This window comes from Acinetobacter sp. YH12231 (assembly GCF_013417755.1).
Classification (GTDB): domain Bacteria; phylum Pseudomonadota; class Gammaproteobacteria; order Pseudomonadales; family Moraxellaceae; genus Acinetobacter; species Acinetobacter amyesii.
Genome location: NZ_VPDJ01000009.1, coordinates 51,526 through 75,606, shown reverse-complemented (window position 1 = coordinate 75,606; position 24,081 = coordinate 51,526). Strand labels below are relative to the sequence as shown.

At 40.9% G+C, this 24,081-nt stretch carries 22 protein-coding genes and 3 pseudogenes; 7 read left to right on the top strand and 18 right to left on the bottom strand.

Going from position 1 to position 24,081, the window contains the following annotated elements:
• Nucleotides 1–103: 103 nt before the first annotated feature.
• From FTV11_RS06800 to FTV11_RS06760, 9 genes and pseudogenes are all read right to left on the bottom strand, one after another.
• Nucleotides 104–955 (bottom strand): hypothetical protein, encoded by an 852-nt coding sequence (locus FTV11_RS06800; protein WP_180022129.1) that lies wholly within the window; start codon nt 953–955, stop codon nt 104–106.
• Between the two features lie 26 nt (nt 956–981).
• On the bottom strand, nt 982–1,470 hold the full coding sequence (locus FTV11_RS06795; protein ID WP_180022130.1) for a hypothetical protein: 489 nt from the start codon (nt 1,468–1,470) through the stop codon (nt 982–984).
• Nucleotides 1,471–1,682: 212 nt separating this feature from the next.
• Nucleotides 1,683–1,985 carry a cyd operon YbgE family protein gene (locus tag FTV11_RS06790; protein WP_180007838.1) on the bottom strand — a complete coding sequence of 101 codons (303 nt, stop codon included), beginning with the start codon at nt 1,983–1,985 and terminating at the stop codon, nt 1,683–1,685.
• A 3-nt stretch (nt 1,986–1,988) separates the two neighbouring features.
• Nucleotides 1,989–2,090 carry a cytochrome bd-I oxidase subunit CydX gene (gene cydX, locus FTV11_RS06785; RefSeq protein WP_002120988.1) on the bottom strand — a complete coding sequence of 34 codons (102 nt, stop codon included), beginning with the start codon at nt 2,088–2,090 and terminating at the stop codon, nt 1,989–1,991.
• Nucleotides 2,091–2,114: 24 nt separating this feature from the next.
• Nucleotides 2,115–3,260: a cytochrome d ubiquinol oxidase subunit II gene (gene cydB, locus FTV11_RS06780; RefSeq protein WP_168378622.1), complete on the bottom strand. Its 1,146-nt coding sequence runs from the start codon at nt 3,258–3,260 to the stop codon at nt 2,115–2,117.
• On the bottom strand, nt 3,257–4,843 hold the full coding sequence (locus tag FTV11_RS06775; RefSeq protein WP_078188514.1) for a cytochrome ubiquinol oxidase subunit I: 1,587 nt from the start codon (nt 4,841–4,843) through the stop codon (nt 3,257–3,259). Before FTV11_RS06775 ends, cydB begins: the two co-directional genes overlap by 4 nt.
• Complete coding sequence (cydP, locus tag FTV11_RS06770) at nt 4,843–5,034, bottom strand: cytochrome oxidase putative small subunit CydP (protein WP_078188513.1); 192 nt, start codon at nt 5,032–5,034, stop codon at nt 4,843–4,845. The genes FTV11_RS06775 and cydP overlap by 1 nt, the downstream gene beginning before the upstream one ends.
• A 752-nt stretch (nt 5,035–5,786) precedes the next feature.
• A pseudogene (locus FTV11_RS17310) lies at nt 5,787–6,014 on the bottom strand (transposase).
• A gap of 59 nt (nt 6,015–6,073) precedes the next feature.
• The gene (locus tag FTV11_RS06760; RefSeq protein WP_168378620.1) at nt 6,074–6,223 is read right to left on the bottom strand and encodes a hypothetical protein; all 150 of its coding nucleotides are present in this window, start codon (nt 6,221–6,223) and stop codon (nt 6,074–6,076) included.
• A gap of 308 nt (nt 6,224–6,531) precedes the next feature.
• Between FTV11_RS06760 and FTV11_RS06755 the strand changes: the two genes are divergently transcribed.
• Entirely contained in the window at nt 6,532–6,750 is a 219-nt protein-coding gene (locus FTV11_RS06755) for a transposase (RefSeq protein ID WP_168378619.1), read from the top strand.
• Between the two features lie 134 nt (nt 6,751–6,884).
• Here FTV11_RS06755 and FTV11_RS06750 read toward each other — a convergent pair whose 3' ends face one another.
• Together FTV11_RS06750 and FTV11_RS06745 are read right to left on the bottom strand one after the other, a co-directional pair.
• Nucleotides 6,885–7,604: a UDP-2,3-diacylglucosamine diphosphatase gene (locus FTV11_RS06750; protein ID WP_180073621.1), complete on the bottom strand. Its 720-nt coding sequence runs from the start codon at nt 7,602–7,604 to the stop codon at nt 6,885–6,887.
• A gap of 138 nt (nt 7,605–7,742) precedes the next feature.
• Nucleotides 7,743–8,252 carry a peptidylprolyl isomerase gene (locus FTV11_RS06745; RefSeq protein ID WP_078193500.1) on the bottom strand — a complete coding sequence of 170 codons (510 nt, stop codon included), beginning with the start codon at nt 8,250–8,252 and terminating at the stop codon, nt 7,743–7,745.
• A gap of 168 nt (nt 8,253–8,420) precedes the next feature.
• Here FTV11_RS06745 and FTV11_RS06740 point away from each other — a divergent pair, with 168 nt between their 5' ends.
• Nucleotides 8,421–10,148: a glutamine--tRNA ligase/YqeY domain fusion protein gene (locus FTV11_RS06740; RefSeq protein WP_180073620.1), complete on the top strand. Its 1,728-nt coding sequence runs from the start codon at nt 8,421–8,423 to the stop codon at nt 10,146–10,148.
• A 135-nt stretch (nt 10,149–10,283) separates the two neighbouring features.
• On the top strand, nt 10,284–11,195 hold the full coding sequence (locus FTV11_RS06735; RefSeq protein WP_180073619.1) for a bestrophin family protein: 912 nt from the start codon (nt 10,284–10,286) through the stop codon (nt 11,193–11,195).
• An 8-nt stretch (nt 11,196–11,203) separates the two neighbouring features.
• Here the strand turns inward: FTV11_RS06735 and FTV11_RS06730 are convergent.
• Nucleotides 11,204–12,127 (bottom strand): annotated as a pseudogene (locus tag FTV11_RS06730) (LysR family transcriptional regulator).
• A gap of 96 nt (nt 12,128–12,223) precedes the next feature.
• On the opposite strand from FTV11_RS06730, the pseudogene FTV11_RS06725 reads away from it, so the two are divergent.
• Nucleotides 12,224–13,287 (top strand): annotated as a pseudogene (locus FTV11_RS06725) (aldo/keto reductase).
• Nucleotides 13,288–13,370: 83 nt separating this feature from the next.
• On the top strand, nt 13,371–13,829 hold the full coding sequence (locus tag FTV11_RS06720; protein ID WP_372491103.1) for an SRPBCC domain-containing protein: 459 nt from the start codon (nt 13,371–13,373) through the stop codon (nt 13,827–13,829).
• Nucleotides 13,830–13,968: 139 nt separating this feature from the next.
• Here the strand turns inward: FTV11_RS06720 and FTV11_RS06715 are convergent, their stop codons facing one another.
• Nucleotides 13,969–14,505, bottom strand: a complete 537-nt coding sequence (locus FTV11_RS06715) for a lecithin retinol acyltransferase family protein (RefSeq protein WP_111883727.1) — start codon at nt 14,503–14,505, stop codon at nt 13,969–13,971.
• A gap of 135 nt (nt 14,506–14,640) precedes the next feature.
• Between FTV11_RS06715 and FTV11_RS06710 the strand changes: the two genes are divergently transcribed.
• Nucleotides 14,641–15,417 carry a phosphodiester glycosidase family protein gene (locus tag FTV11_RS06710; RefSeq protein ID WP_257223197.1) on the top strand — a complete coding sequence of 259 codons (777 nt, stop codon included), beginning with the start codon at nt 14,641–14,643 and terminating at the stop codon, nt 15,415–15,417.
• A 56-nt stretch (nt 15,418–15,473) separates the two neighbouring features.
• Here FTV11_RS06710 and FTV11_RS06705 read toward each other — a convergent pair whose 3' ends face one another.
• The 4 genes from FTV11_RS06705 to putA form a co-directional block, all read right to left on the bottom strand.
• A complete protein-coding gene (locus FTV11_RS06705; RefSeq protein ID WP_078188680.1) occupies nt 15,474–15,722 on the bottom strand; it encodes a hypothetical protein in 249 nt (82 codons plus the stop codon).
• A 261-nt stretch (nt 15,723–15,983) separates the two neighbouring features.
• Nucleotides 15,984–16,208 carry a hypothetical protein gene (locus FTV11_RS06700; protein WP_168378613.1) on the bottom strand — a complete coding sequence of 75 codons (225 nt, stop codon included), beginning with the start codon at nt 16,206–16,208 and terminating at the stop codon, nt 15,984–15,986.
• A 252-nt stretch (nt 16,209–16,460) separates the two neighbouring features.
• The gene (trmA, locus tag FTV11_RS06695) at nt 16,461–17,543 is read right to left on the bottom strand and encodes a tRNA (uridine(54)-C5)-methyltransferase TrmA (RefSeq protein WP_180073618.1); all 1,083 of its coding nucleotides are present in this window, start codon (nt 17,541–17,543) and stop codon (nt 16,461–16,463) included.
• Between the two features lie 229 nt (nt 17,544–17,772).
• Nucleotides 17,773–21,504: a trifunctional transcriptional regulator/proline dehydrogenase/L-glutamate gamma-semialdehyde dehydrogenase gene (putA, locus tag FTV11_RS06690; protein ID WP_180073617.1), complete on the bottom strand. Its 3,732-nt coding sequence runs from the start codon at nt 21,502–21,504 to the stop codon at nt 17,773–17,775.
• A 133-nt stretch (nt 21,505–21,637) separates the two neighbouring features.
• On the opposite strand from putA, the gene FTV11_RS06685 reads away from it, so the two are divergent.
• The gene (locus tag FTV11_RS06685) at nt 21,638–22,132 is read left to right on the top strand and encodes an Lrp/AsnC ligand binding domain-containing protein (RefSeq protein ID WP_180063832.1); all 495 of its coding nucleotides are present in this window, start codon (nt 21,638–21,640) and stop codon (nt 22,130–22,132) included.
• 63 nt (nt 22,133–22,195) lie between these two features.
• On the opposite strand, the gene putP is transcribed toward FTV11_RS06685, so the two are convergent.
• Nucleotides 22,196–23,698, bottom strand: a complete 1,503-nt coding sequence (gene putP / locus FTV11_RS06680; RefSeq protein WP_180073616.1) for a sodium/proline symporter PutP — start codon at nt 23,696–23,698, stop codon at nt 22,196–22,198.
• Nucleotides 23,699–24,081 lie beyond the last annotated feature (383 nt).

Here is a 24,081-nt window from a genome sequence, read left to right as displayed (position 1 = left end):
TGGCCGGCCAGCGCTCATAAGCGCCCGCAAGTATAATCTGTCAGTATCTGGGCAGGCGCCGGCTAAGCGGATAAAAACAGCCGGCTTCATGCCGGCTTTGGGTTTAGTTGAATAGCTGATTGATTTTTCTGGCTATTTCTTTGTTGTAAATTCGATAGTCGCTGATGGCATAGGGGCTGAACAGGGCATATTTGCAGCTGGTGCTGGAACCATTTTTGGCGGCAGCGGTGCGGCAGTTCAAGATGGAAAAGACCTTCGCGTCAGCCGATTTAAGCTCAAATGAGCTTAAGTAAATTTTTTCATTGGCAATATCCTGAGTAGTAACGGTATAGCCATTTTTTACTAGCACATTGCTGAGGCTGGAAATCGTGCGTTTGCTGCTGACTGTCAGCGCATCTTCATAGCCGAAGGTTTTAATCAGGGTTGCAGTGTTCAGCTGCTCGGCATTTTTAAATAATTCCGGCGCTGCGTTTTTGATAAAGAAGCCGAAGTCTTCTGTGCTGATATCGGCCGTAATAGGCTTGAAGGTCATGCGTACGCCATCACTCAGCCTGTCGTATGCGACGCGCATCTGTATATCTGCGCAGGAACTGGAGTCGTTGGCGCTGCGGCGGTGATCAGCGCTGACCGTATTGCAGACTTTTATTTTAACCCGGTCTTGCGCCAGGCGCCGGAATTGCGCGTCATAAATATGATGCACACTCCAGTAACGGTCTTGTTTTAACTGGTTAAAGAACGGGGCATTGCTGATCAGCCCTTTGTTTAAATCCAATTCATTATAAGCCGAGAGCGGTACTGTCAGGGAAAAACTGTTCAGTTCTGGATTGAGCTGGATATGCTGGGTTTTAGGCCCGAAGCCGCCTAGCACATTTTGATAGAGGCTGCCGCGTTCCCCTGTGACTTGGCAGCCGGATAGCCCGGCTGCTGCGGCAAGAAACAATAATGTTTTTTGCATATTTTGATTTTTTCTATAGATAACGATTATTCGAAATTGAAGCTGACGTCAGAAGCCGTGTTTGGAGACGGATGCTGGAAAATACGCTCGTTCTGATGGTCAAAGTAAACTTTCCAGCTGTTTTTGATATTTTTGCACTGGAATAAGCCGTAGTATTTTTGCAGATTCGGTGTAGACAGCACCTCAGAGCCTTTATAAGGAATCAGCGGTGATGGATGGCTTTTAATTTGTACAAATTCACCGCCGTCACGCGCACAATAGGTGTTTGCGCGTTCCCACATAATGGTGCCAGCACCGTAAGATACGTTATTCATGGTGATGGTGCGCGGATTTTTATACTTGGCTTGGAAAAATTCCTGCACCGTCGGATACTGTTCAAAATCCTTATCTGTCAGCTGCCCCAAGGTATTCCATTTATCAATAGCTTTTGACAGCCATCCTTTTTTTGCTTCTTCTGCAGATGCGTAAGTACTGGCAATAATGCATGCTGCAGCTAAAAAGGTTTTAGTTTTCATTATATAACTCCAATTCAGGTGCAGAGCATGCTAAAGGCCATGCAGCGGCGATGCAACTTTGCGGGCGCTAATATGTATAATCAAATGTTAGAAAATGTTTAATTTTTAATAAAAATTTATAATATTTTGTTTTATTAATCTGCATTGAAAAATCAGCGCTTTAAGGCAAACATAAAAAAAGCCCTCAATTGAGGGCTTTATTTAGATATTAATTAATGTAGGAACCATGTGTAGTAGCCCCACAGCATAAGTGGCCAAGCGAGAAAGGGGCTAAAAAGCCATTTCCAGAACCAATGGTGTGGCGTAAAACCCACACCATGCACAAAACCACCTGAAATACCTATCATGATGAACATCAGCGCTCGATGGCTATATCCACCATTGTCATCCAGCATAACAGCAGGATGTACAAGTAACACGGCTGCCAAAGGAAAAGCTAACAGGCAGGAAATGACCATTGCAAATTTATTTGGCTTCTTTTCTACAAGTGATTTTTCTACAGCAGCATCAGTCATTTGTTATTCCTCATCTAGATCTTGATGATGTTCGATGTAAAGCGCACTAAGTACACCTGCAAAACATGCCATCAAAATACCGAGAATCCAAGCAAAATACCACATCGTCTTTTCTCCTTAGACACAGCCTTAGTATAGGCTGTGTGAATTCTCTTCAATATGTTTGTTAGTAACCACGCCCCACATTTTGTAGTAACACCAAGTTGTGTAGCACAGGATAAGTGGGACAAAAATACATGCTGCAACTGTCATCACAGTTAGGGTATTTTTACTTGATACCGCATCCCACATAGTCAAACTTACAGTTGGGTTGATGCTCGATGGCATAAGGAAAGGGAACAATGCAAAACCAGCAGTTAAGATTGCACCAATGACTGCCAAGCTTGAACCAAGGAAGCTGAAACCTGCTTTACCTTTACCTGCGGCAAGGATGATGATCAGCGCACCTAAAATAGCCATGATTGGCGCAATCATAGTAATTGGATAAGTACTGTAATTGTTCATCCAACCTGGGTTGGCATTGGTGATCACTTCTTTAGCTAATGGGTTTGCAACGCCATTAGTGTCAAACGGTTGAGCTAATGTGTAGCCTTGGATATTACCGAAGTATAACCATGCGCCTGCCAGTAAGAAGCAAACTAAGAATACGATACCCATAAGCTGAGTTGCTTTTGCAGAGCGTGCGCGTAGATCGCCGTCTGTACGAAGCATGAGCCATGCACCACCGTGAGCGCAAAGCATAGATAAACTCACGATACCGCAAACTAAAGCGAATGGGTTAAGCAGTGCAAAGAAGCTCCCTGTATAAGTCGAGCGAACAGTTTCGTCCATAGTGAATGGAACACCAAGGAACATATTACCAAACGCAACACCAAATACGAGGGCAGGAACGGCACCACCAATTGCTAAACCCCAGTCCCAAGAATTACGCCACTTGGTATTTTCAAGTTTAGAACGGTAGTCAAAACCGACTGGACGTAAGAAGAGAGCGAAGAGTACCAGTAACAGCGCCCAATACATGCCTGAGAATGCAGTTGCATATACCATTGGCCATGCTGCAAACAGTGCACCACCGGCAGTAATAAACCATACTTGGTTACCGTCCCAGTGTGGGGCAATCGTATTGATTGCCGCACGACGTTCTTCGTCTTTTTTACCTACGAATGGCATGATCGCCATTGAGCCCATATCGAAGCCATCGGTGAGGGCGAAGCCGATCAGTAGGACACCGACTAAAACCCACCAAATGATTTTGAGTAATTCATATTCGATCATGCTTGAGCCTCCTCATTTGCCTTTTTTGCAGCTTCAAGTTTCTCGAAGTGGTATTTACCAGTATGTAGAGAACTTGGGCCAAGGCGTGAGAATTTAATCATTAAGTACATTTCAATGATCAGCAGTACAGTGTAGAACGCTGCCAATGCAAGGATAGAACCCCATACATCACCTGTACTTAAGCTAGAAGCTGAAAGATGTGTAGGTAGAACTTCACCGATAGTCCAAGGTTGACGACCAACTTCGGCAACATACCAACCTGTTTGTGCTGCAATCCAAGGTAATGGCAGGGCAAATAAAGCAAACTTTAATAACCAAGGTTTGTTTTCTGCATTACGTTTACCGACAGCAAAGGTAGCAAGTACGAACAGAAGGAGCATTAAGAAACCAGAAGCAACCATTGCACGGAATGCCCAGAACAAGCTTGGGACATGTGGAATAGTGTCTTTTGCAGCTGCTTTGATTTGTTCGTCAGAAGCATCGACCACTTTGTCTGTGTATTTTTTCAGAAGCAGACCATAACCCAAGTCTTTTTGAGACTCAGCAAATGCTGCTTTAAGTTCAGGAGACGTATCGCCTGCACGAAGTTGTTCTAACTGCGAGTAAGCCACCATACCGTTACGAATACGCGCTTCGTGTTGTACGATCAGGTCTTTAATACCTGTCACTTCTTTGTCAGTTGAACGTGTTGCAATAATCCCCATGACATAAGGAATTTTGATCGCGTAGTCAGTAGACATGGTTTCTTTATTTGGAATACCAAACAAAGTAAATGGCGCTGGAGCTGGGTGAGTGTCCCATTCAGCTTCAATTGCAGCAAGTTTAGTTTTTTGTACATCACCAATTTCATAACCAGATTCATCACCTAGTAAGATCACTGAAAGTGTAGACGCTAAACCAAAGATAGCAGCGATGGCGAATGAGCGACGCGCAAATGGCAAGTCACGCTTTTTCAATAAGTAGTAACTTGAAATTGCCAGTACGAAAATAGCACCAGTCACATAACCTGCAGATACGGTATGCACGAATTTAACCTGAGCCACGGGGTTGAAAATCAGCGCACCGAAGTCCACCATTTCCATACGCATGGTTTCATAGTTAAAAGCAGAACCAACAGGGTTTTGCATCCAACCATTGGCCACTAAAATCCATAGTGCAGACATGTTCGAGCCAAGCGCAACTAACCAAGTGACAGCCAAATGCTGAACTTTGGATAGGCGATCCCAGCCGAAGAAGAATAAACCAATAAATGTTGATTCAAGGAAGAATGCCATCAGACCTTCAATGGCTAATGGTGCACCGAAAATATCACCGACATAGTGCGAGTAATACGCCCAGTTAGTACCGAACTGAAACTCCATGGTCAAACCAGTAGTAACACCTAATGCGAAGTTAATACCGAAGAGTTTTCCCCAGAATTTAGTCATGTCTTTATAAATTTCTTTGCCAGAAATCACATAGGTGGTTTCCATAATGGCAAGAATAAAAGCCAGACCTAAAGTCAGCGGAACAAAAATAAAGTGATACATCGCGGTCATTGCAAATTGGAACCGCGAAAGATCGACCACGCTTTCAGAAATCATCAACGTGTCTCCTTGATTTGGGAAGGACTGCCAGCAATATGCTCGGCAACTTGATTGTCAAAGTTTTTAGGGATGGTAGGGGCGTCGAACCAGATGTTCTTAATGATCATTAAAATAATCACTTTAATTATTAGTATTGCGGTTATTTCTCTGACCACACGACGATTTAAATCTTTGAATTTTAAGCTCATGGAGATAAGCCTATTCTTTAAACTTGTACTATATTATTAACAAATATACACAAAAAGCAAATAGGTTGAACAGTTAAAATAAAAATATATTATTAAAGTGTTTTAATACAATAACTTAATCGTTTTAATGATTTAAAAATAAACTAATTCTGTTATTTAAATACCTGACTAAAATACTTATATTTAAACTTTTTAAACCCGACTAAATTGCTTATGTATCTAATTTAAATTCTGACTAATTTACTATATTTACTAAAATTTACATTGTGAATAATGAGAATCTTTACTAATTAAATATAAGTAGGTTAAGTCTTGAAGTGCGACACCACCTCGCTATTAAATAACCCGAATCATGAATAAGCCCAGATATATCATGATAAATTGAGGCTTGTTTTGATGTGGGCCGCATTCTTCAGTGTATAAACTTCTGTCTGCGGACATATCGCAGCAATTGCCTCAGGAAGCTTTTACGTCCATCAATGCAGGCGATCAGAATGTCTGTCACTATTCTGCAAATCTGTGAATACGCTGAACATTCATTAGCACCTTCACTTTTTGAAAGGTAAAGACCTAGCCGTTCTTTATGGTCCTCGGCATGTAATCCCAGAATGGTAAAACGGCTTTGTTGACAGAAATACCTTCATTCTTGATCTTTTTTGTTAAAAACACGACATTTTAATTGGTGAATAATACTTGTAATGAATGGTATTGAGCCACACAAATGGATATACGGCAATATCGAGAAGACGCCGTTACCAAGCATGTAATTCAGGGATTAACTTGTCTGTAATATTGGTAATGCCACCCTTGGAAAGAACCAGTGCATACATATCGGTAATTTGTTTCTGAATATTGCGGTAGCCCGTACGGAGTGCATATAGCGAAATGACTTTGTTGTCGATCTATTTATGGAGTTAGGTTTGATTTTTCTTGACGAGTTGAGGCTCAAAATCGTCAGCACGATCCCGAGGTATTTCCAGTTCAAATGAACCGTAAGATGATTTTACAGTCTTACGAGAATAGCTATTCCTACAATTGGCTAGTGGGGGCTTCTAAATTCAATTTCAGCATTTAAAGCTGCTTCTGTCAGTTGTTTGAGGGGTGGGGTTAAGATACCGTTTTCACCAGTGAGGAGGGCTTGACTGTAATTGTTTTTAAAAACAGCTTTGAAATCAAAGTTGCTTGCCATGATGTGTCATTTCTTGTTTGATTCAGTTTATTGAAATGACACAGATTTTTGAATACTATTGAAAAAGCAGGTATTTATAACGTATATAAGTCCTACTTTTGCTAATCAAAGCGCAATATTGTATACTTCTGCTTAACTCGAAGCGGGTAATGTTCCTGCTTATCTTTTTTTATTTAGCTGATTGTGATTTATCTGTATTCAAGCTTCTGACTTGAATCATATCTTTGTAACTACAGAATTATTATTCCAAACCCGATTGATTAATCTCTTTGTTCTGTCACAAAAAGCTCACATGTTGAGTAAATCTTTTGAATATTTTAAATACTTGGCAAACTGCCAAAGCCGTAAATGGCGACGAAATTAATGTAAAAATGGTGCCTTTAAAACGTCAACAAAATACCAATGCTGGTTTAATTTGGGTTGATGTTGGGCAAATGGTTGAATTAGAAACAGGCGAGACATTTAACCTGAATCTAGATGGCAAAAGCTTCTATACTGGCCCAAACCAGCTATATCGCTTAGCCTAAAAGCAAAAAACAGCAGATGATCTGCTGTTTTTTTTTTGCTTAATTTAAAGTCTACGTTTGCATGGTCTGGATGCGTATATTAATCAAATATGATGGTAAGTTTTTCTAAAGGCTAACGATTAGAAAGCTATGGACTAGTAAGACCAAATTTTTAATTTTAAATCACTCACAGATGGGTTTTCACCAATCTCTAATATTTGAGCTTGTTCTGTACGCCAGTCCCCTAAAACGATACGAGGTTTGCCATGCACATCGTGTATTTGGGGGCGGTGGGTATGTCCATGAATCAGTAGATCGGCATGCTCTAAAGCTTTTTCTACAGCTTCGGCATTTACATCCATAATGTCATAGGATTTAACTTGCTTGGTTTCTGTACTTTTTTTGCGGAAGCCATTGGCGATTTTTTGTCGAATGCTAAGCGGTAAGCTCTTTAAGAAACCTAAAAGCAAAGGATTACGAATCACTTTACGAAACTTTTGGTAAGACACATCATCGGTGCAAAGTAAATCGCCATGTTCGAGGCGAATTTTATAGTTGCTAATGTGGAGATAATCAACGTCTTGTAATAATTGACCGTGAAATTTATCTAAAAACTTTTGACCCAATGCAAAGTCACGATTACCTACTTGGAAATAAATTTGATTTCCCAAAGCAGTAAAATCTTTAAGCGCTGCAATGATTTCGTCTAACCATGGGGCAGTAAAGTCATCACCAATCCAAGCATTAAACCAATCACCTAAAATATACAGCTGGGTATTTTGAGTTTTGTATTGTACTAACAAAGCTAAAAACCCCCGAACGAGTCGAGGGTGTTCAGGTGACAAATGTAAATCAGCGATAAACAGATAGGTCACGAATCTTTTCCTTATTCTAAAAATCCCTCCCAGCCTCCCTTTGGAAAAGGGAGGAGTTCCGACATTTATTTCATATTGAAACTCCCTCCTTTATTAAAGGGACTTGCGCAGCAATGCTACTCAGGGAGAATTTAAAAATTATTCAGAAATGATTTTAGCTGATTCGATTACAACGTTCTCTAGAGGAACGTCTGCGTGGTAGCCACGGTTACCAGTACGAACGCTTTTGATTGCGTCAACAACGTCAAGACCTTCAACTACTTTACCAAATACTGCATAGCCCCAACCTTGCGCTGTTTTACCAGTGTGATTAAGGAAAGAGTTGTTTTTCACGTTAATGAAGAATTGAGCTGAAGCAGAGTGAGGTGCTTGAGTACGTGCCATAGCGATCGTACCAACATCATTGCTTAAACCGTTGTCAGCTTCGTTTTCAATAGAATCACGAGTTGTTTTTTCTTTGAAGTTTTCATCCATGCCGCCGCCTTGGATCATGAAACCATCAATAACACGGTGGAAAATCACGCCGTCATAGAAACCATCGCGAACATACTGTAAGAAGTTTTCAGCAGTTTTAGGTGCTTTTTCAGTGTTAAGCTCAAGAACAATACGACCTTTATTGGTGTTTAATTCGACTTGAGGAAAACTCATTGTGTAATCTCCTGTACATGGACATGAAAGCCATGGGTTTTTTGGTTGTGAGAAGCATAAGCAAACTGTAAACTACAAGGCAAGTAAAAACGTTACTTTCTTTGTTAAAAATAAAGAAAAGCGTTTTAATTATCCTAATTTTATCTTTATAGAAGTGATTTTATTACCATGAAGCCAAACGATGTTGTTTCATCCCTGCCTAACAATCCGACAACCAAGAACAATGCCCCTGTCGAAGCTGCGCAGCAGGAACAACAGCCAGGCTTAGATTTTGTACGTCAAGTCATTACCGATGATTTATCTGCAGGTCGTACAGAACAAGTTGTAACACGTTTCCCACCAGAGCCAAACGGCTACCTACATATTGGTCATGTAAAAGCCATTTGTCTGAACTTTGGTATTGCTCAAGAATTCGCGGGTCTATGTAACCTCCGTTTCGACGATACAAACCCAGATGCCGAAGAACAAGAGTATGTAGATGGTATTGCCAATGACGTGAAATGGCTAGGTTTTGAGTGGAACGGCGAGCCGCGTTATGCATCGAGCTATTTTGATCAGCTTTACGCTTGGGCAGTTCAATTGATTGAACAAGGTGATGCCTATGTGGATTTGCAAAGCCCTGAAGAAATCAAACTAAACCGCGGTAATTTTGTTGAGCCGGGTAAAAACTCGCCGCAACGTGATGCTAGCGTAGAAGAAAACTTAGCGCGTTTTGAACAAATGCGTAATGGTGAGTTGGGAGAAGGTCAGGCAGTACTACGTGCCAAAATTGACATGACTTCACCTAACATTCATATGCGTGATCCTATTTTGTATCGTATTTTGCATTCTGAACATCACCAAACTGGTGATAAATGGAAAATGTACCCAATGTACGATTATGCGCATCCATTATCAGATGCCATTGAAGGAGTTACGCATTCACTGTGTACACTAGAGTTTGTTGATCATCGTCCGTTCTATGACTGGGTTGTAGAGAAAGTTAAATCCCCATCTGTACCACGTCAGTACGAATCAAGCCGTCTAAATGTGGATTACACCATTACCTCTAAACGTAAATTACGTAAATTGGTTGAAGGTGGATTTGTGAATGGTTGGGATGACCCACGTATGCCGACCGTTGTAGGTATGCGCCGTCGCGGCTTTACTCCAGAAGGTCTGCGTGACTTCTGTAAACGTGTCGGTGTAACAAAAGTCGATGGCAGTATCGTGGATGTTGCAATGCTTGAATACTGCATCCGTCAGTCTTTAGAAAATACTGCTTCGCGTGGTATGGCAGTGTTGAATCCACTCAAAGTGACTTTAACTAACTTGCCTGAAGCAATGGATTTGGTACATGCACGTCATCCAAACGTTGACATGGGTGACCGTATCATTCCGTTGACTCAAGACATTTACATCGACCGTAAAGACTTTGAAGAAGTTGCACCTAAAGGCTTTAAACGTCTGATTCCGGGCGGTGAAGTGCGTTTACGTCATGCGTATGTCATTAAGTGTGATGAAGTGATTAAAGACGAGAACGGTGAAGTGATTGAATTGAAATGTTCAATCGACCCTGAAACTTTAGGTAAAAACCCTGAAGGCCGTAAAGTGAAAGGTGTTGTACATTGGGTTTCTGCAAGCAAGGGTATTGCAGCGGAAGTTCGTATCTACGACCGTTTATTCACTGAATCAGACCCTGAAGTGGGTGATGACTTCCTTGCAAACTTAAATCCAGAATCACTTAAAGTGGTTCAAGCGGTCATTGAGCCTGCATTGGCAGAAGCAAAACCTGAAGATCGTTTCCAATTTGAACGTGAAGGTTACTTTGTTGCAGATCAGTTTGATCATACAGCTGAAAAACCAGTGTTTAACCGCATCTTAGATTTGAAAGACAGTTTTAAACCGGGTAAATAAAATCTTAGTTTTTAAAGGGATTCATCTTTGAATCCCCAATAGGTTAAGATCAAGTAGGTTAAGATTAAGCTCAACTTCGGTTGGGCTTTTTTCATGGTTGAGATGGTCCATTAAGGCAGTACAGAGTGAAAATAAGTGATCATTCGAAATAAAAATAATAGCTTTAAACTTTTATTTGCATGGCATGGCACGATACTCCCGAAAGTCATGCCTGCTTTAGCTGTCGTGGTGAGTTTGTCTGCGATTTTGGTGTATCTAAGCGCTGCACACTACCTGAATACGCCTGAAGTTCCAGCCATCGGATTTACCATCTTTGGGGTAATTCTATCGATCTTTTTGAGTTTTCGAAATACTGCCTGTTATGACCGTTGGTGGGAAGGGCGCAAGCTTTGGGGTTCATTGATTGCCAATACTCGTCACATGATTCGTGATAGCCATGTCCTTGAAGATGAGCAAAGAACCGTGTTGATGTACCGTATCATGCTGTTTTGCAATTTATTACGTGATCGTTTACGCCATGAATCACAAGATATTGCGCATTTTAAAGACGGTGTAGCTTTGACGGATCAGCAATGGCAGCAATGTCGAGATAATATCAATGCGCCACAGTATTTACTTGAAATTATTCAAAAAGATTTAGTCAAAACCTATAAACAAGGTCAGATTACAGACATTATCTACAGCACGCTTACACGTCATACCGTAGCGATGGGTGATATCCATGCAGGCTGTGACCGTATTATGACCACGCCATTGCCATTTTCCTATTCGGTGCTTTTACATCGCGCGGTGTATTCATTTTGTCTGATTTTGCCGTTTAGCCTAGAGGCCAGTTTAGGGATTTGGACACCTGTAATTGTGGCTTTGATTGCATATTTATTTTTAGGTTTGGATGCGTTAAGTGCAGAACTGGAAGAGCCTTTTGGCTTGCAGGAAAATGATTTACCGCTGGATTCGATTGTACGGAATATTGAGCGTGAAATATTTAGTAGTTTAGAGGTGGATCTGCCACCGCTGATTAAGACTTTTAACAGTAACCTAAGATAAGTTTTGGCCTAATTTTCAGATAAATTGGGCGATACATACCACGCATATTGATGCTGGAAAAAATCGTCCAAGTGTCGCATAAAAGCCTGTACTTTAGGCGGAACAAAATGTCGATGCGGAATTACCACATAGATTGCAGTACTTTGAACAGGGATCTTGGGTAGAACTTGGATGAGCTGGCCAGATTGTAAATCTTCATCCACATGCCAGATGGAGTGGTTTGAGATGCCTAAACCTGCAAGTGCTGCTTGGTGTACGCCTTCACCTGAGTTGATATGAACTTGTCCTGAAACAGGTATATTTATGTTGTGTTGATCTTGGACGAATGTCCAAAGCTGCGAAACACCCTTAGGGTATTTCTGTAAAATGCATTGGTGTATAGAGAGCTCTTCTAGGGAGTGAGGTTCGCCATGTTGTTCGATATAGCTAGGCGAGGCACACAAAATACGACGGTTTAAGCTGAGCGGTTTAGCAATCAGTGATGAGTCTTCTAACTATCCAATACGTATCGCAACGTCGATACCTGCGGAGACCAAATCTAAATTTTGATCGGTCTGTTCAATATCCAAAGTCAATGTTGGGTGCAACTTGGCAAAGGCTGCAAATACTGGCCCTAAAATACGATTTCCAAAAACTTCTGAACAGGTGATTTTTAATACGCCGCTGAGTTGTTGTGGTTCAGGCTGAAATTGGCTCAGGAGAGAATTAAATTGTTCGAATAAGGGAAAACCTTGCTGCAATAAAACAGCACCTTCCTGTGTTAAATGTAGCTGCCGTATAGTGCGATGAAATAAGCGCAGCCCTAAACTTTGTTCAAGTCTGTGTAGACGGCTACTAGCGACAGAAACAGAGAGATTGGCTTCTTTAGCGGCTTGACTGATTGAACCCAGTATCGCCATTCGTGTGAATAAGTCGAAATCTTCAGTTAGCATTATCAATATAATCAAGAAAGTCTTTCTTGATATTCAGGGTTTTTCTGATAAACATCTGTACTTATTCTGTGTATAAATTAAACACAGGAAATCACCATGAACTATCACAACCTAGGGCAATCTGGCTTACAAGTTTCAGAGTTCGGCTTTGGTGCAGGTACATTTGGCGGGCAAGGCCCTATTTTCTCTGCATGGGGGCAATCGAGTTTAAATGATGCCCAACGTATGATTGATCTGTGTATTGATCAAGGCGTGAATTATTTCGATACCGCAGATGCTTACTCAAATGGTGCCTCAGAGCAGATGCTCGGTGCATTACTTCAATCAAAACGCCAAGAGGTGATTATTTCCAGCAAAGTGGGTATCCGATTGAACGATGGAATCAATCAAGGTGGATATTCTAGAAGCTATATAATTCAAGCCGTGGAGGCGAGTTTAAAGCGTTTAGGTACGGATTATATTGATGTGCTGCAACTCTGCATCAGTTTGATAGCACGACGCCACTTGAGCAGCTGATGCGCAGTTTAGATGACTTGGTAGGTAGTGGAAAAGTTCGCTATATCGGTGCGTCGAATTTTTCAGGCTGGCAGCTCATGAAAGCACAGTCGATTGCTCAGCAGCATGGCTATGAAAAGCTAAGTGTGCATCAAGTCTATTATTCTTTGATTGGACGTGACTATGAATGGGAGTTGATGCCTGCACAGCATGATCAACAGATTGGTGCAGTGGTTTGGAGTCCGCTGGGCTGGGGGAGATTAACTGGAAAATTTGATCGTGAGCATGCGATTCCAAAGCAAAGTCGACTACATGAGACCGCTCAATTCGCACCGCCAGTTCAACACGAAAAGTTATTTGCAGTGTTAGATGTAATGCAAGAAATTGCCATGGAAACAGGGCACTCTATCCCACAGATTGCATTGAATTGGCTGAAAACCAGACCGACTGTGTCTAGTATTTTGATAGGCGCACGTAATGAACAGCAACTGTTGGATAACCTTGCGGCGAAAGAATGGTCATTAAGCGTAGAGCAGTTAGCCCGATTAGACGCAGTCAGTGCAGTGTATCCACCTTATCCATACTATCCCTATAGGAATGGGCAATTTACAGAGAAGAATCCCACGCTAGTGACATCAGCATTTATTACAGAACATACAGCATAATAGGGCAATAACAATTCAGTGGTAGGCAATAATCAGTTCTCTGTGCTATCACTGAATAAAATTAAAATACTGTAGGAATGCTGATGAGTGTCGTGATTGAAACCCAGATGTTAATTCGTAAGTCCATCAATATCGTATTTAATGCTTTTGTTGATCCTTTAATAACACAGCATTTTTGGTTTAGTGCATCGAGTGGCTATCTAGAAGAAGGTAAAACCGTGCAATGGACTTGGCAGAAATATAATGCAGTCGCCGATGTAGACGTGCTGAGTATTAAGGAAAACAAATTAATTCAAATACAGTGGGGAGAACCAAAAACTCAAGTCGATTTTATTTTTGAGCAGATTAGCCCGATGGAAACCTACGTTCGTATCAAAAATTCAAAGATTCCTCTGCAAGGTCAGGCATTAATTGATTTTATTATCGATAGTACAGGTGGTTTTACAACGGTTTTGGATGCAGCCAAAATTTATTTAGAACATGGCCTGCAAAGCAATTTGGTTGAAGATAAATTTCCACCTTTTAGCAATGCGAACTTTTAGCAATGTGAAGAGTGACCAAAATTAAGCATGACATCTGATACGCGGTAAGCAGAATCTTGTGTATTGGCACAGGATCTCGAAGCAATGTGCTGATGTATTGAAATTTGATAAAGCCACGGTTCAACGATGCTGTAGTGGATTAACGATTTTTATGTTCTTCACGCTTTAAATAGGTATAAACCGGCATTTGCATTTTGGCTTTTTCGCGCAGTTTCTTTTTGATATAGAACACCAGTGCAAAGCAAGTAGTGGTCACGGTCAGCATCATGCTACTCATAAAACTCATCAGAGAACTGACATAACCAATCGTGGTGAGTCGGTTCATCATACGAAACACCTGAGGACTACTTTCAACACCGGTAATAGCCCAGGTGCATAAGTGTTCGCAGTTATTAATAATCAGATGATAGTTGTTTTCATGCATACGTGAGCGCATGCGACGCACCACTTTACGCCCTTTAAATTTTGGATTGCTGTACGACTGAACGATGATTTTTTTGCCGTGACTGAAATTTTCGATAGAAGTCATTTCAATCGGATGTTTTTTGAAAAGGTGTGCAAAACCTGAGTAGTGAATGACTCTACCGCGGCCGGCATATATGCCATGATGGCTATAACCGAAGTGTTTAACAATCAGATGTGTTCCAAGAGGAAAACCATCTTTCTGCACATGCATGTATTTACCAGTCCTACTTTAAATCCGAATTATTTTTAAAGATTAGTCTACTTTTAATCTGTGAATTAATCGACTATTTTAGCGATGATTTAGCTAAAATTTGTTCGATTTTTAACGTGCGCTATGGATAGGGTCATGCTTGGTCTTCAATTAACCTCAATGTTTAAAAAAATGCGCTTTATGATGCTGCTCGGTCTGATTTTCTCACCGAGTATTTCCTATGCCAATATTCAAGCGAAACGTGTCAGTCAGCCTCTTGCCGTGGATGTGGTTGAAATTTCCGATCTGAGTCAACTGAAGCTCTATTTATATGATGCAGACCAGCAGCCATATCGAGACCTGCAGCGTTTAAAACAGGCATTAGCGCGTAAGTGTAATACGATGAACTTCGCAATGAATGCAGGGATGTATCACGCAGACTTAGCGCCTGTTGGTCTTTACGTTGAAAATGGGCTGCAGAAAAAAGCCTTGAATCGTGCAACACGAGGCTTTGGCAATTTCTTAATTCAGCCGAATGGTGTTTTGGCATGGAATGCTAAGAGCGCGGTGATATTAACCACACAAAAATATGCGTCCACAGATTTTAATGCACGTTATGCGACGCAGTCAGGTCCGATGCTGGTGGTAGATGGAAAAATCAATCCAAAATTTATCCCACAGTCAGATTCATTGAAAATCCGCAATGGTGTGGGGATCAAGAACGGCAAGTTGTATTTTGTGATCAGTCGTGAAGGCGTGTCGTTTTATGCATTTGCACAATATTTTAAGCAACAATTATCGATTAACAATGCCTTGTATTTAGATGGATCTGTGTCTAGTGCAGATATCCAAGCGTTGAATAGACATGATTCAAGTTTGAAACCTTTAGGGCCAATTGTAGCGTATACAACAGCATCTCAATGCAAACAATAGAAGCCCGAATAATCGGGCTTCATCTGTACAGTGTTTAGATTGATCGAAACAACTGCTTATTTCCCGACTAAACCTAAAAAGGTACTTTGGGTTTGGCACATTTGAATGGCTTGTTCTTTAGATTGTTTTTTAATACTTTCTTCAAACTGTTTTTTCTGTTCTTTGATTTGTTCTTCGTTTAAGCCCATTTGTTTCGACAAGGCTTCGAGTTTATCCCAGGATTCTTCGCATTCTTTGGGGATTTGGCTACAAGCACTTAGACTGAGTATGCAGCAGGCAATAAGGCAACTTGTTAATTTATTCATGTTCATTCCTTTAATTTTTATATCAATGCTGTTTAGAGGTCTTCGGCATCATATTTGATGCAATATTGGGTTTTATTGTCGAGTGCTTAAAAATTATATATCGCTAATTTGCCTTGGAGCATAGCATAAAAGTTGTAAATTACGATGTGGCCGACTCACAAAACCTGATCTGTAAATAAGCGGCATCATTATGATTATTTTAAAAATGAAAAAGGCACTCTGTAAATAGAATGCCTTGTTTGAACACTGAATGTTCAGACTCTACTGTAGAGGTAGATGCTGGATTTCATTTAATTCCTTACGGCTATAACCGCGCGAAGCGAGCACTTTTTTAATACCGAGGATAACATCTTCATCTGTTGCCTTTGTAAGAGCAGCAATAAGCTGTTCATTGGTTTTACAAGAGCAATCATTTTCAACACAGGCAATTTGATTCTTATGCCCGTTTTGCTGTTCATTAGCGAACAACTTATGCCAAAAACTCATAGAGCCTTCATTTGCGACCTAACATAGGACGAAATATAACCAATCCAATAAATAAAGCAAGACTACTAAAGTGAAATTTTAGCCACTTGAATCATCATTTTTTCGATTGGACTTTTAAAATCTTTAACTTATTTGTTCTTAAAGCTGTTCATAAATATGCATGTGACGAGAAAATAAAGCTTTTTTAGCATATAAAAAAGGAGCTTTTAGAAAGCTCCTTTTATGACAGCAACATGACTTGAAATAATTTGTTTAAATCTTCTCAAGAAACACGCCAGACTCTACATGGTGTGTATAAGGGAACTGATCAAACAAGGCAAATTTGCTGATTTTATGCGTTTGTGAAAGTAGTTTGAGATTGTCATGCAAAGTATCTGGGTTGCATGAAATATAGATAATGCGTTCAAAACGTTGCAACAGTTTTAGTGTTTCATCATCGATACCTGCACGCGGTGGATCGACGAATACCGTATCGAAGTTATAGCTTGAAATTTCAATTTCAGCTTCTTCAAGGCGACGGAATGTACGTTCAGCATTGTAGGCTTGGGTGAACTCTTCAGCAGATAGACGAGCCACTTGGATATTATCAATGCCATTTTGCTCAATATTCCACTGCGCGGCATAAACTGAAGACTTGGCTAATTCTGTTGCCAAAACGCGATTAAAGCGTGTAGAAAGAGGCAGCGTGAAATTACCATTACCACAGTAGAGCTCAAGTAAGTCTTGGTCTGAGTGATCGGCAGCCTGACACGCCCATTCCAGCATTTTTTGACATACGCCGGCATTTGGCTGTGTGAAGCTACTTTCGATTTGCTTGTACTGATATTTACGGTCAAATACTTGGAGTTCTTCAACCACATAGTCATCAGTTAAAATCACGCGCTGACCACGACTACGACCATAAATCTTGATATTGAGCTTGTCAGACAGGGCTTTGGCAGCAATTTCCCATTCAGCATTGAGTGGGCAACGGTAAACCAATGAAACCAGCATTTCACCTTTCAGGGTTGCTAAGAAATGAACCTCAAATAAACGGCTCGATAAGATCTCTTGTGCCTTGAGTTCATTTAATAATATTGGCATTAAGTCATTAATGCTTTTATCTGCAATAGGGAAATCTTTAATTTCTACAACTTGTTTTTCATTGTCTGCATTGCGTTCAAACATTGCATAGAACATATCATTTTCAGTATGCCAAATTCGGAATTCCGCTCGCATACGAAAGTTTTGTTCAGCAGAAGGAAAAACTTCTAAAGAGGGAGGGTTGTATTCTGAAAATTGAGCCGTAATGCGGGCAACTTTGGCATCAAGTTGTTGCTGATAAGTTGAAGTCATATGCAGTAAAAAATCGCAAACATATTAAAAAAAGTCATGTTAGCAAAATTCACCTTATAAGACTAAATTAATTCCACTTTTGGCTGTATTTATCTGTAGAGAAAATGAGTCTGAATACGCTAAACAGAATATTTATCTAGGGGAAGTTAAAAAAACGCTCAATCTTTATGGAACATTCATAAAGATTGAGCTAAGTGAGGAACTGATTAGTTGGAGTTCATTCGAATGTTTAATTCATCGTCATTAAGCTGGCATTACCACCGGCTGCCGCTGTATTGACACTGATTGCCCGCTCAATCACGAAACGTTCTACAGGGATGTCATATTGGCCTGAAGCTAAATGCGTAATGCCAATAATTGCACCTTCACGAGATGCAATGACTTGTTGAATTTTTAATAACTCAGCTTTTTCACCATGATGTAAAACCGCATCAAAATTGCCATGATAAATATCCGTGATCACTTTAAATTGGTCCACGAGGATTTTTGGCATGCTATTTAAGTGTTTCAACACAAAAGTATTGTCTGCAAGTACGACGGGCTGACTACCCACCGATAAAATCGCAGCAATTTGATTCAGTTGATCTGCATCATTATTAGCTAATGAAAGCACACCCTTACGTGCCAAAATGGCATATTGGTTGTTTTCACCGGTTGGGCCTTGTAGCTCAAAACTTTGTCCAGCGGCTATGGCCTGCGGTGCTTGAATCGCAATGTCTGAAAAATGCTGCTTCGCCCAAGTGTTAAAAGCTTCATATGCAGGGAAGTGTGTAGCTTGCGTTTCTGCCTGAGCCGCATAAGGTGTAGCCAGTTTTTTCACAGACACTTGATGCATTAAACGGTAGAGATATAAAGGACCGCCCGCTTTTGGACCTGTACCTGATAAGCCTTCGCCGCCAAAGGGTTGTACACCAACCACAGCACCTACAATATTACGGTTAATGTACAGGTTGCCGACTTCTGCATGACCGATGACTTTTTGAATCGTGTCATCAATACGTGTATGCAAGCCCATGGTTAAACCATAACCTTTGGCATTAATTTGTGTTAATAGGTTTTCAATCTCACCATATTTGTAGGTGATTAAATGCAATACTGGCCCAAAAACTTCGCGTTCTAAATCATTTAAATTTGGCAGTTCAATCAAAGTTGGTGCAACGAAGGTTCCCGTACTTAAGGCATTGCTATCAGCATTAAACATGATTTGATGTACGGGATAGCCTTTGCTACGCATCTTCTCAATATGTTTTTCAATATTTTGCTGTGCTTCAAGGTCGATCACTGGGCCAATGTCAGTTGCTAATAGTGCGGGATTTCCGACACGAAGTTGCTTCATCGCACCTTGTAACATGGTACGGACAACGTCCACATTATCTTCTTGTACACAGAGAATACGTAGGGCAGAACAGCGTTGACCTGCACTGTCATAGGCAGAGTTAACGACATCCAATACCACTTGTTCTGTCAATGCTGATGAGTCAACAATCATGGCATTTTGACCGCCAGTTTCAGCAATCAATACCACGCTTTCGCCAAATTGGTTTAAGCGCTGTGCCACGGTTTTTTGCAAGATACGTGCGACTTCCGTTGAGCCAGTAAACATGATGCCTTGGACACGTGAGTCCGCGCTGAGTTTGGCACCAATGATTTCGCCACGGCCAGGAAGGAGTTGCAATACATCAAACGGAACACCTGCTTCCCATAAAATATGTACAGCTTGAGCAGCAATCAGAGGCGTTTGTTCAGCAGGCTTGGCAATCACGGTATTACCTGCAACCAAGGCTGCAGCAATTTGACCTGTGAAAATAGCAAGCGGGAAGTTCCATGGGCTAATGCACAGCACAGTGCCAAGAGGTTCAATTTGCGTATTTTCTGCTAGATCAATCATTTGAGCTGCATAATAACGTAGGAAATCTACAGCTTCACGGACTTCAGCAATAGCATTGGCATAAGTTTTACCACTTTCACGTGACAACAACACCAAGAGAGATTGCAATTGTGCTTCCATCAAATCTGCCGCACGGTTTAAGCATGCAGCACGCTGATCTTTGTCTAAAGTTTTCCATGAAGCTTGGGCATTTACAGCATTATTGAGAGCGATTTCCGCTTGTTCTAAACTGGCTTCGCTGACACTACCGACCACATCACTACGGTTTGCAGGGTTTGTAATGTTGATACTTGCAGTATGAATTTCTTCTAAATTAGCGCCCATTGCACTAGCATGCCACTGGGTATGTGCATGCTGTACGGCCGTGGTATTGAGCTGAGATAAGTCGCGATCATTGGTTAAATCGAGTCCTTTTGAGTTGCGACGTTCTGTGCCATACAAATCTTGCGGAAATGGGATGGATGGATGCTTAGCGCCAGTCACACCTTCTTTTTCAGCAGCCGCTAATATCGTCTGTCTTGGATTTTCAATTAAATCTTCAATTTTTAAATTTTTATCTGCAATACGGTTAACGAAAGACGTATTCGCACCATTTTCCAGTAAACGTCGAACCAAATAGGCCAATAAGGTTTCATGGTTACCCACTGGTGCATAAATTCGACACGGCACACCCAGTTTGTTGTCTGACTTCGAACCCACCACTTGTTCATAGAGGGGTTCACCCATGCCGTGAAGGCACTGGAATTCATACTGGCCTGGATAGTAAAGCTCTGGCTGTGCTAATTGGTAGATCGTAGCAACAGTTTGCGCATTGTGTGTTGCAAACTGAGGGTAAATTTGCTCAGGCGCTGCCAAGAGCTTTTTAGCACATGCAATATAAGATAGGTCGGTATGAACTTTGCGCGTAAATACAGGATAGTCACTCATACCTTCAATTTGCGCTTTCTTAATTTCGCTGTCCCAGTATGCACCTTTCACTAAGCGGATCATTAAACGTTTTTGGCTACGCTTAGCGAGGTCAATAATATGGTCGACCACATAGAAACAGCGTTTTTGGTAGGCTTGAATCACAAATCCAATACCTTTCCAGTCCGCTAATTTAGGCTCAAAACACAGGCGCTCAAGTAGTTCCAAAGAAATTTCTAGGCGGTCAGTTTCTTCAGCATCAATGTTTAGACCAATATTGTAATGCTTGGCTAATACAGCAAGTTCTAGCACTTTGCCATAAAGCTCGTTATGCACACGATCGATCTGCGAGCGTTGGTAGCGTGGGTGTAGGGCAGATAATTTGATCGAAATGCCTGCTCCGTTATAAACATCCTTACCTTCAGAAGCTTGACCAATCGCGTGGATCGCATCGGTATAGTCTTGATAATAACGTTCTGCATCAGGTTCAGTTAATGCTGCTTCACCTAACATGTCATATGAATAGCGGAAGCCTTTGTCTTCTAAAACTTCTGCATGTTTAAGCGCTTCATTGATGGTTTCACCTGTAACAAACTGTTCACCCATCATACGCATAGCCACGTCTACAGCTTTACGGATAATGCCACGACCACTGCGTGCTAAAATACCCGTCAATAGACTAGAAAGACTTTTTTGTTGAGGGGTTTCCATTAATTTACCCGTCAGCATTAAGCCCCAAGCAGCAGCATTTACGAACATGAGGCTACTTTGGCCAACATGATCTTTCCAGTTACCTTGGTTGATTTTATCTTTGATTAGTAAATCACGTGTTGCTTTGTCTGGAATACGGAGTAGCGCTTCAGCTAAACACATGAGCGCGATGCCTTCCTGTGAAGACAATGAAAACTCTTGTAGCAAGCCTTGTACAATGCCTGCTTTACCTGTACCGCTTTTACGTTCACGTAATGAATGGGCTAAGTCAAAAGCCAATTGTTGAATTTGATCGCTGATCGGGGAAGGGATTTCACTGTGTGCTAATAAGTTTTCAATGCACTCAGTTTCAGCACGAAGCCATGCTGTATTAATCGATTGTTCAAAGCTATTCTTGTCTTTAAATTCAATGATGTAGTCATCGCTTCCCGTGACTTCAAATACTTTTCCATTCATGTTTCAATTTTCCGTGTCAAAGTTCTATGACGAGCAAATAAATCTTGAGCTTGATCCTTTATTTAATTTATCATCACAGAATATTTAGCGAATAACTCACTATAGTTTTAATAATATTTAGAGAAAAATTCAGATGACTAGCCCATATTTGAGCTTAGACCGTATAGATATTCGAATTTTAGAGCTGCTGCAAGACGACGGAAAATTGTCCAATATTAAGCTTGCAGAAATGGTGAATTTATCACCCACTGCGGCGTTGGCACGTGTGCAAAAATTATCGAAAGAGGGCTTTATTTTAGGCTATGAAGCACGTTTAAATCCGGTCTTACTCAACAATGGATTTGTGGTTTTTGTAGAGATTTTACTAGATAAAACCACGCCCAATGTATTGGAAGATTTTTCGGATGCAGTGCGTCAAATTCCAGAAATCGTAGAATGTCATATGATCAGCGGTGGTTTTGATTTTGTAGTGAAAATACGCTGTGCAAATATGGAAGAATTTAGAAAAATTTCAGGGCAGGTGCTTTGGCAGCTACCCGGCATCAAGGAAACGCGCAGTTATCCTGTGATGGAAGTAATCAAAGAAAGTATGCAAATTAAGCTGAAACCTGCGGCTAGGCCGAAGTAGCTAATCATCAATAATCGAGTATAAAAAAAGGGGCATTTAGCCCCTTTTTTAGTGTCAAAAATTTTAGATTTCAGACATTTCTTTTTGATATTGCGCTTCGGCTTTTTCAAAGCGTTCAACAACTTCAGCCTCAGGTGCTTTGCCCAATAAGCTCACGACAACGATACTGATTGCAGAGAAAATAAAGCCTGGAATGATTTCGTATAAACCAAGGTGGCCTAAGTAGTTTTTCCACACGATTACAGTCACAGCACCCACGATCATGCCAATGATTGCTCCGTTAAGCGTCATACGTTTCCACAGCAATGAAAGAATAATCAGTGGGCCAAATGCAGCTCCGAAACCTGCCCATGCATAAGCTACTAAGCCTAAAACTTTACTTGCAGGGTTCATTGCAAAGGTGATTGCAAATACGGCAATTGCCAAGACCATCGCACGTCCAATCCAAACCAATTCTTTTTGCGATGCATTTTTACGAATAAAACCTTTGTACAAATCTTCCGTCAAGGTGGTTGAACACACCAATAACTGGCAACTGAGTGTGCTCATCACCGCAGCTAAAATTGCGGCTAAAATAATCCCTGCAATCCACGGATTGAATAGAATTTTAGTCAATTCCATAAATACCGTTTCAGGGTTGGCATTAACGACGCTTGCCAGTTCTGGGTGAACTTGGAAGTAAGCAATACCGATATAACCCGCTGCTACAGCACCGCCTAGACACAGGATCATCCATGTCATACCAATGCGTCGTGCATTTGGAATGGATTTAACAGAATCGGCTGCCATAAAGCGAACCAAAATATGCGGCTGACCAAAATAGCCTAAGCCCCACGCCATGCTGGATAAAATCGCCACTGTACTTAAACCTTCAAATAAATTAGAAGCTTGTGGGCGAGCTGTTTCCAAAATAGCCGCAAGATTTTGACTGTTATCACCTAAAGCAAGGTAGGCGATGATCGGTGTGATCAGCAGTGCAAAGATCATCAGACCCGCTTGGAAAGTATCGGTCCAACTGATCGCTAAGAATCCACCAATGCAGACATAACTGATGGTTGCAATTGCACCAATCCACAGTGCTGTTGTGTAGTTCCAACCGAATAAACTTTCGAAAAGTCGTGCGCCAGCCACCATGCCAGAAGCACAGTAAATCGCAAAGAAAACTAAAATCACTACAGCTGAAATGATACGTAAAATCTTTTTACGGTCTGCAAAACGGCTCGTGAAATAATCGGGCAGGGTCAGGGCATTATTTTGATATTCGGTATGAACACGCAAGCGACCTGCAACGATCAGCCAGTTCAACCAAGCACCAATAATTAAGCCGATTGCAATCCAAGCTTCAGAAAGACCAGATAGATAAATTGCACCAGGGAGACCCATGAGTAGCCAACCACTCATGTCGGATGCACCTGCTGAAAGTGCAGTCACAACACTTCCTAAACTTCGTCCACCTAAAATGTATTCGTCAAAGTTATGCGTTGCTTTGTAGGCATACAAACCAATGGCAAGCATTGCAAGAATATAAAAAATAAAGGTGACTAATGTCGGGTTTAAATGGCTCATAGGCGGTTCGTCCTTATTGAAAGCAAATCATCTCTGTCCTAGATGAAAATTTGTACTTCTGTCGTAAGTCGCAGATTCAAGCACGATTTAAAAATTACACTCTGTAACCTTTAAGCATATTTTATGTATGTTTTACGTAAATGATATTTTTTCTTATTACAAATCGAATTTTTTATTGTGCTGCTGAAATGTTGTACAGAAGGGAATTTAAATTTTGAAATGTAAATCTACTTAAGACTTTTCATCACAAAAAGAGAACTAATGAAATTAGGTAAAAATTACACAATGTTACATGGTGAACAAGAAATGTGCATTTGAAATATTTGGTTGCAAATGTGCATCACATCATCTGTAGTGAGATGATTTGAACAGGTCGAATATGA

Excerpts from the sequence above, each read along its gene's own strand:
- trmA (WP_180073618.1), bottom strand. The coding sequence starts at position 17,543 with ATGACTTCAACTTATCAGCAACAACTTGATGCCAAAGTTGCCCGCATT.
- cydB (WP_168378622.1), bottom strand. The coding sequence starts at position 3,260 with ATGATCGAATATGAATTACTCAAAATCATTTGGTGGGTTTTAGTCGGT.
- FTV11_RS06705 (WP_078188680.1), bottom strand. The coding sequence starts at position 15,722 with ATGAATAAATTAACAAGTTGCCTTATTGCCTGCTGCATACTCAGTCTA.
- FTV11_RS06720 (WP_372491103.1), top strand. The coding sequence starts at position 13,371 with ATGAGTGTCGTGATTGAAACCCAGATGTTAATTCGTAAGTCCATCAAT.
- FTV11_RS06715 (WP_111883727.1), bottom strand. The coding sequence starts at position 14,505 with ATGCATGTGCAGAAAGATGGTTTTCCTCTTGGAACACATCTGATTGTT.
- FTV11_RS06740 (WP_180073620.1), top strand. The coding sequence starts at position 8,421 with ATGAAGCCAAACGATGTTGTTTCATCCCTGCCTAACAATCCGACAACC.
- putA (WP_180073617.1), bottom strand. The coding sequence starts at position 21,504 with ATGAATGGAAAAGTATTTGAAGTCACGGGAAGCGATGACTACATCATT.
- FTV11_RS06710 (WP_257223197.1), top strand. The coding sequence starts at position 14,641 with ATGCTTGGTCTTCAATTAACCTCAATGTTTAAAAAAATGCGCTTTATG.
- FTV11_RS06800 (WP_180022129.1), bottom strand. The coding sequence starts at position 955 with ATGCAAAAAACATTATTGTTTCTTGCCGCAGCAGCCGGGCTATCCGGC.
- FTV11_RS06745 (WP_078193500.1), bottom strand. The coding sequence starts at position 8,252 with ATGAGTTTTCCTCAAGTCGAATTAAACACCAATAAAGGTCGTATTGTT.
- FTV11_RS06700 (WP_168378613.1), bottom strand. The coding sequence starts at position 16,208 with ATGAGTTTTTGGCATAAGTTGTTCGCTAATGAACAGCAAAACGGGCAT.
- FTV11_RS06795 (WP_180022130.1), bottom strand. The coding sequence starts at position 1,470 with ATGAAAACTAAAACCTTTTTAGCTGCAGCATGCATTATTGCCAGTACT.
- cydP (WP_078188513.1), bottom strand. The coding sequence starts at position 5,034 with ATGAGCTTAAAATTCAAAGATTTAAATCGTCGTGTGGTCAGAGAAATA.
- FTV11_RS06775 (WP_078188514.1), bottom strand. The coding sequence starts at position 4,843 with ATGATTTCTGAAAGCGTGGTCGATCTTTCGCGGTTCCAATTTGCAATG.
- FTV11_RS06790 (WP_180007838.1), bottom strand. The coding sequence starts at position 1,985 with ATGACTGATGCTGCTGTAGAAAAATCACTTGTAGAAAAGAAGCCAAAT.
- cydX (WP_002120988.1), bottom strand. The coding sequence starts at position 2,090 with ATGTGGTATTTTGCTTGGATTCTCGGTATTTTGATGGCATGTTTTGCA.
- FTV11_RS06760 (WP_168378620.1), bottom strand. The coding sequence starts at position 6,223 with ATGGCAAGCAACTTTGATTTCAAAGCTGTTTTTAAAAACAATTACAGT.
- putP (WP_180073616.1), bottom strand. The coding sequence starts at position 23,698 with ATGAGCCATTTAAACCCGACATTAGTCACCTTTATTTTTTATATTCTT.
- FTV11_RS06685 (WP_180063832.1), top strand. The coding sequence starts at position 21,638 with ATGACTAGCCCATATTTGAGCTTAGACCGTATAGATATTCGAATTTTA.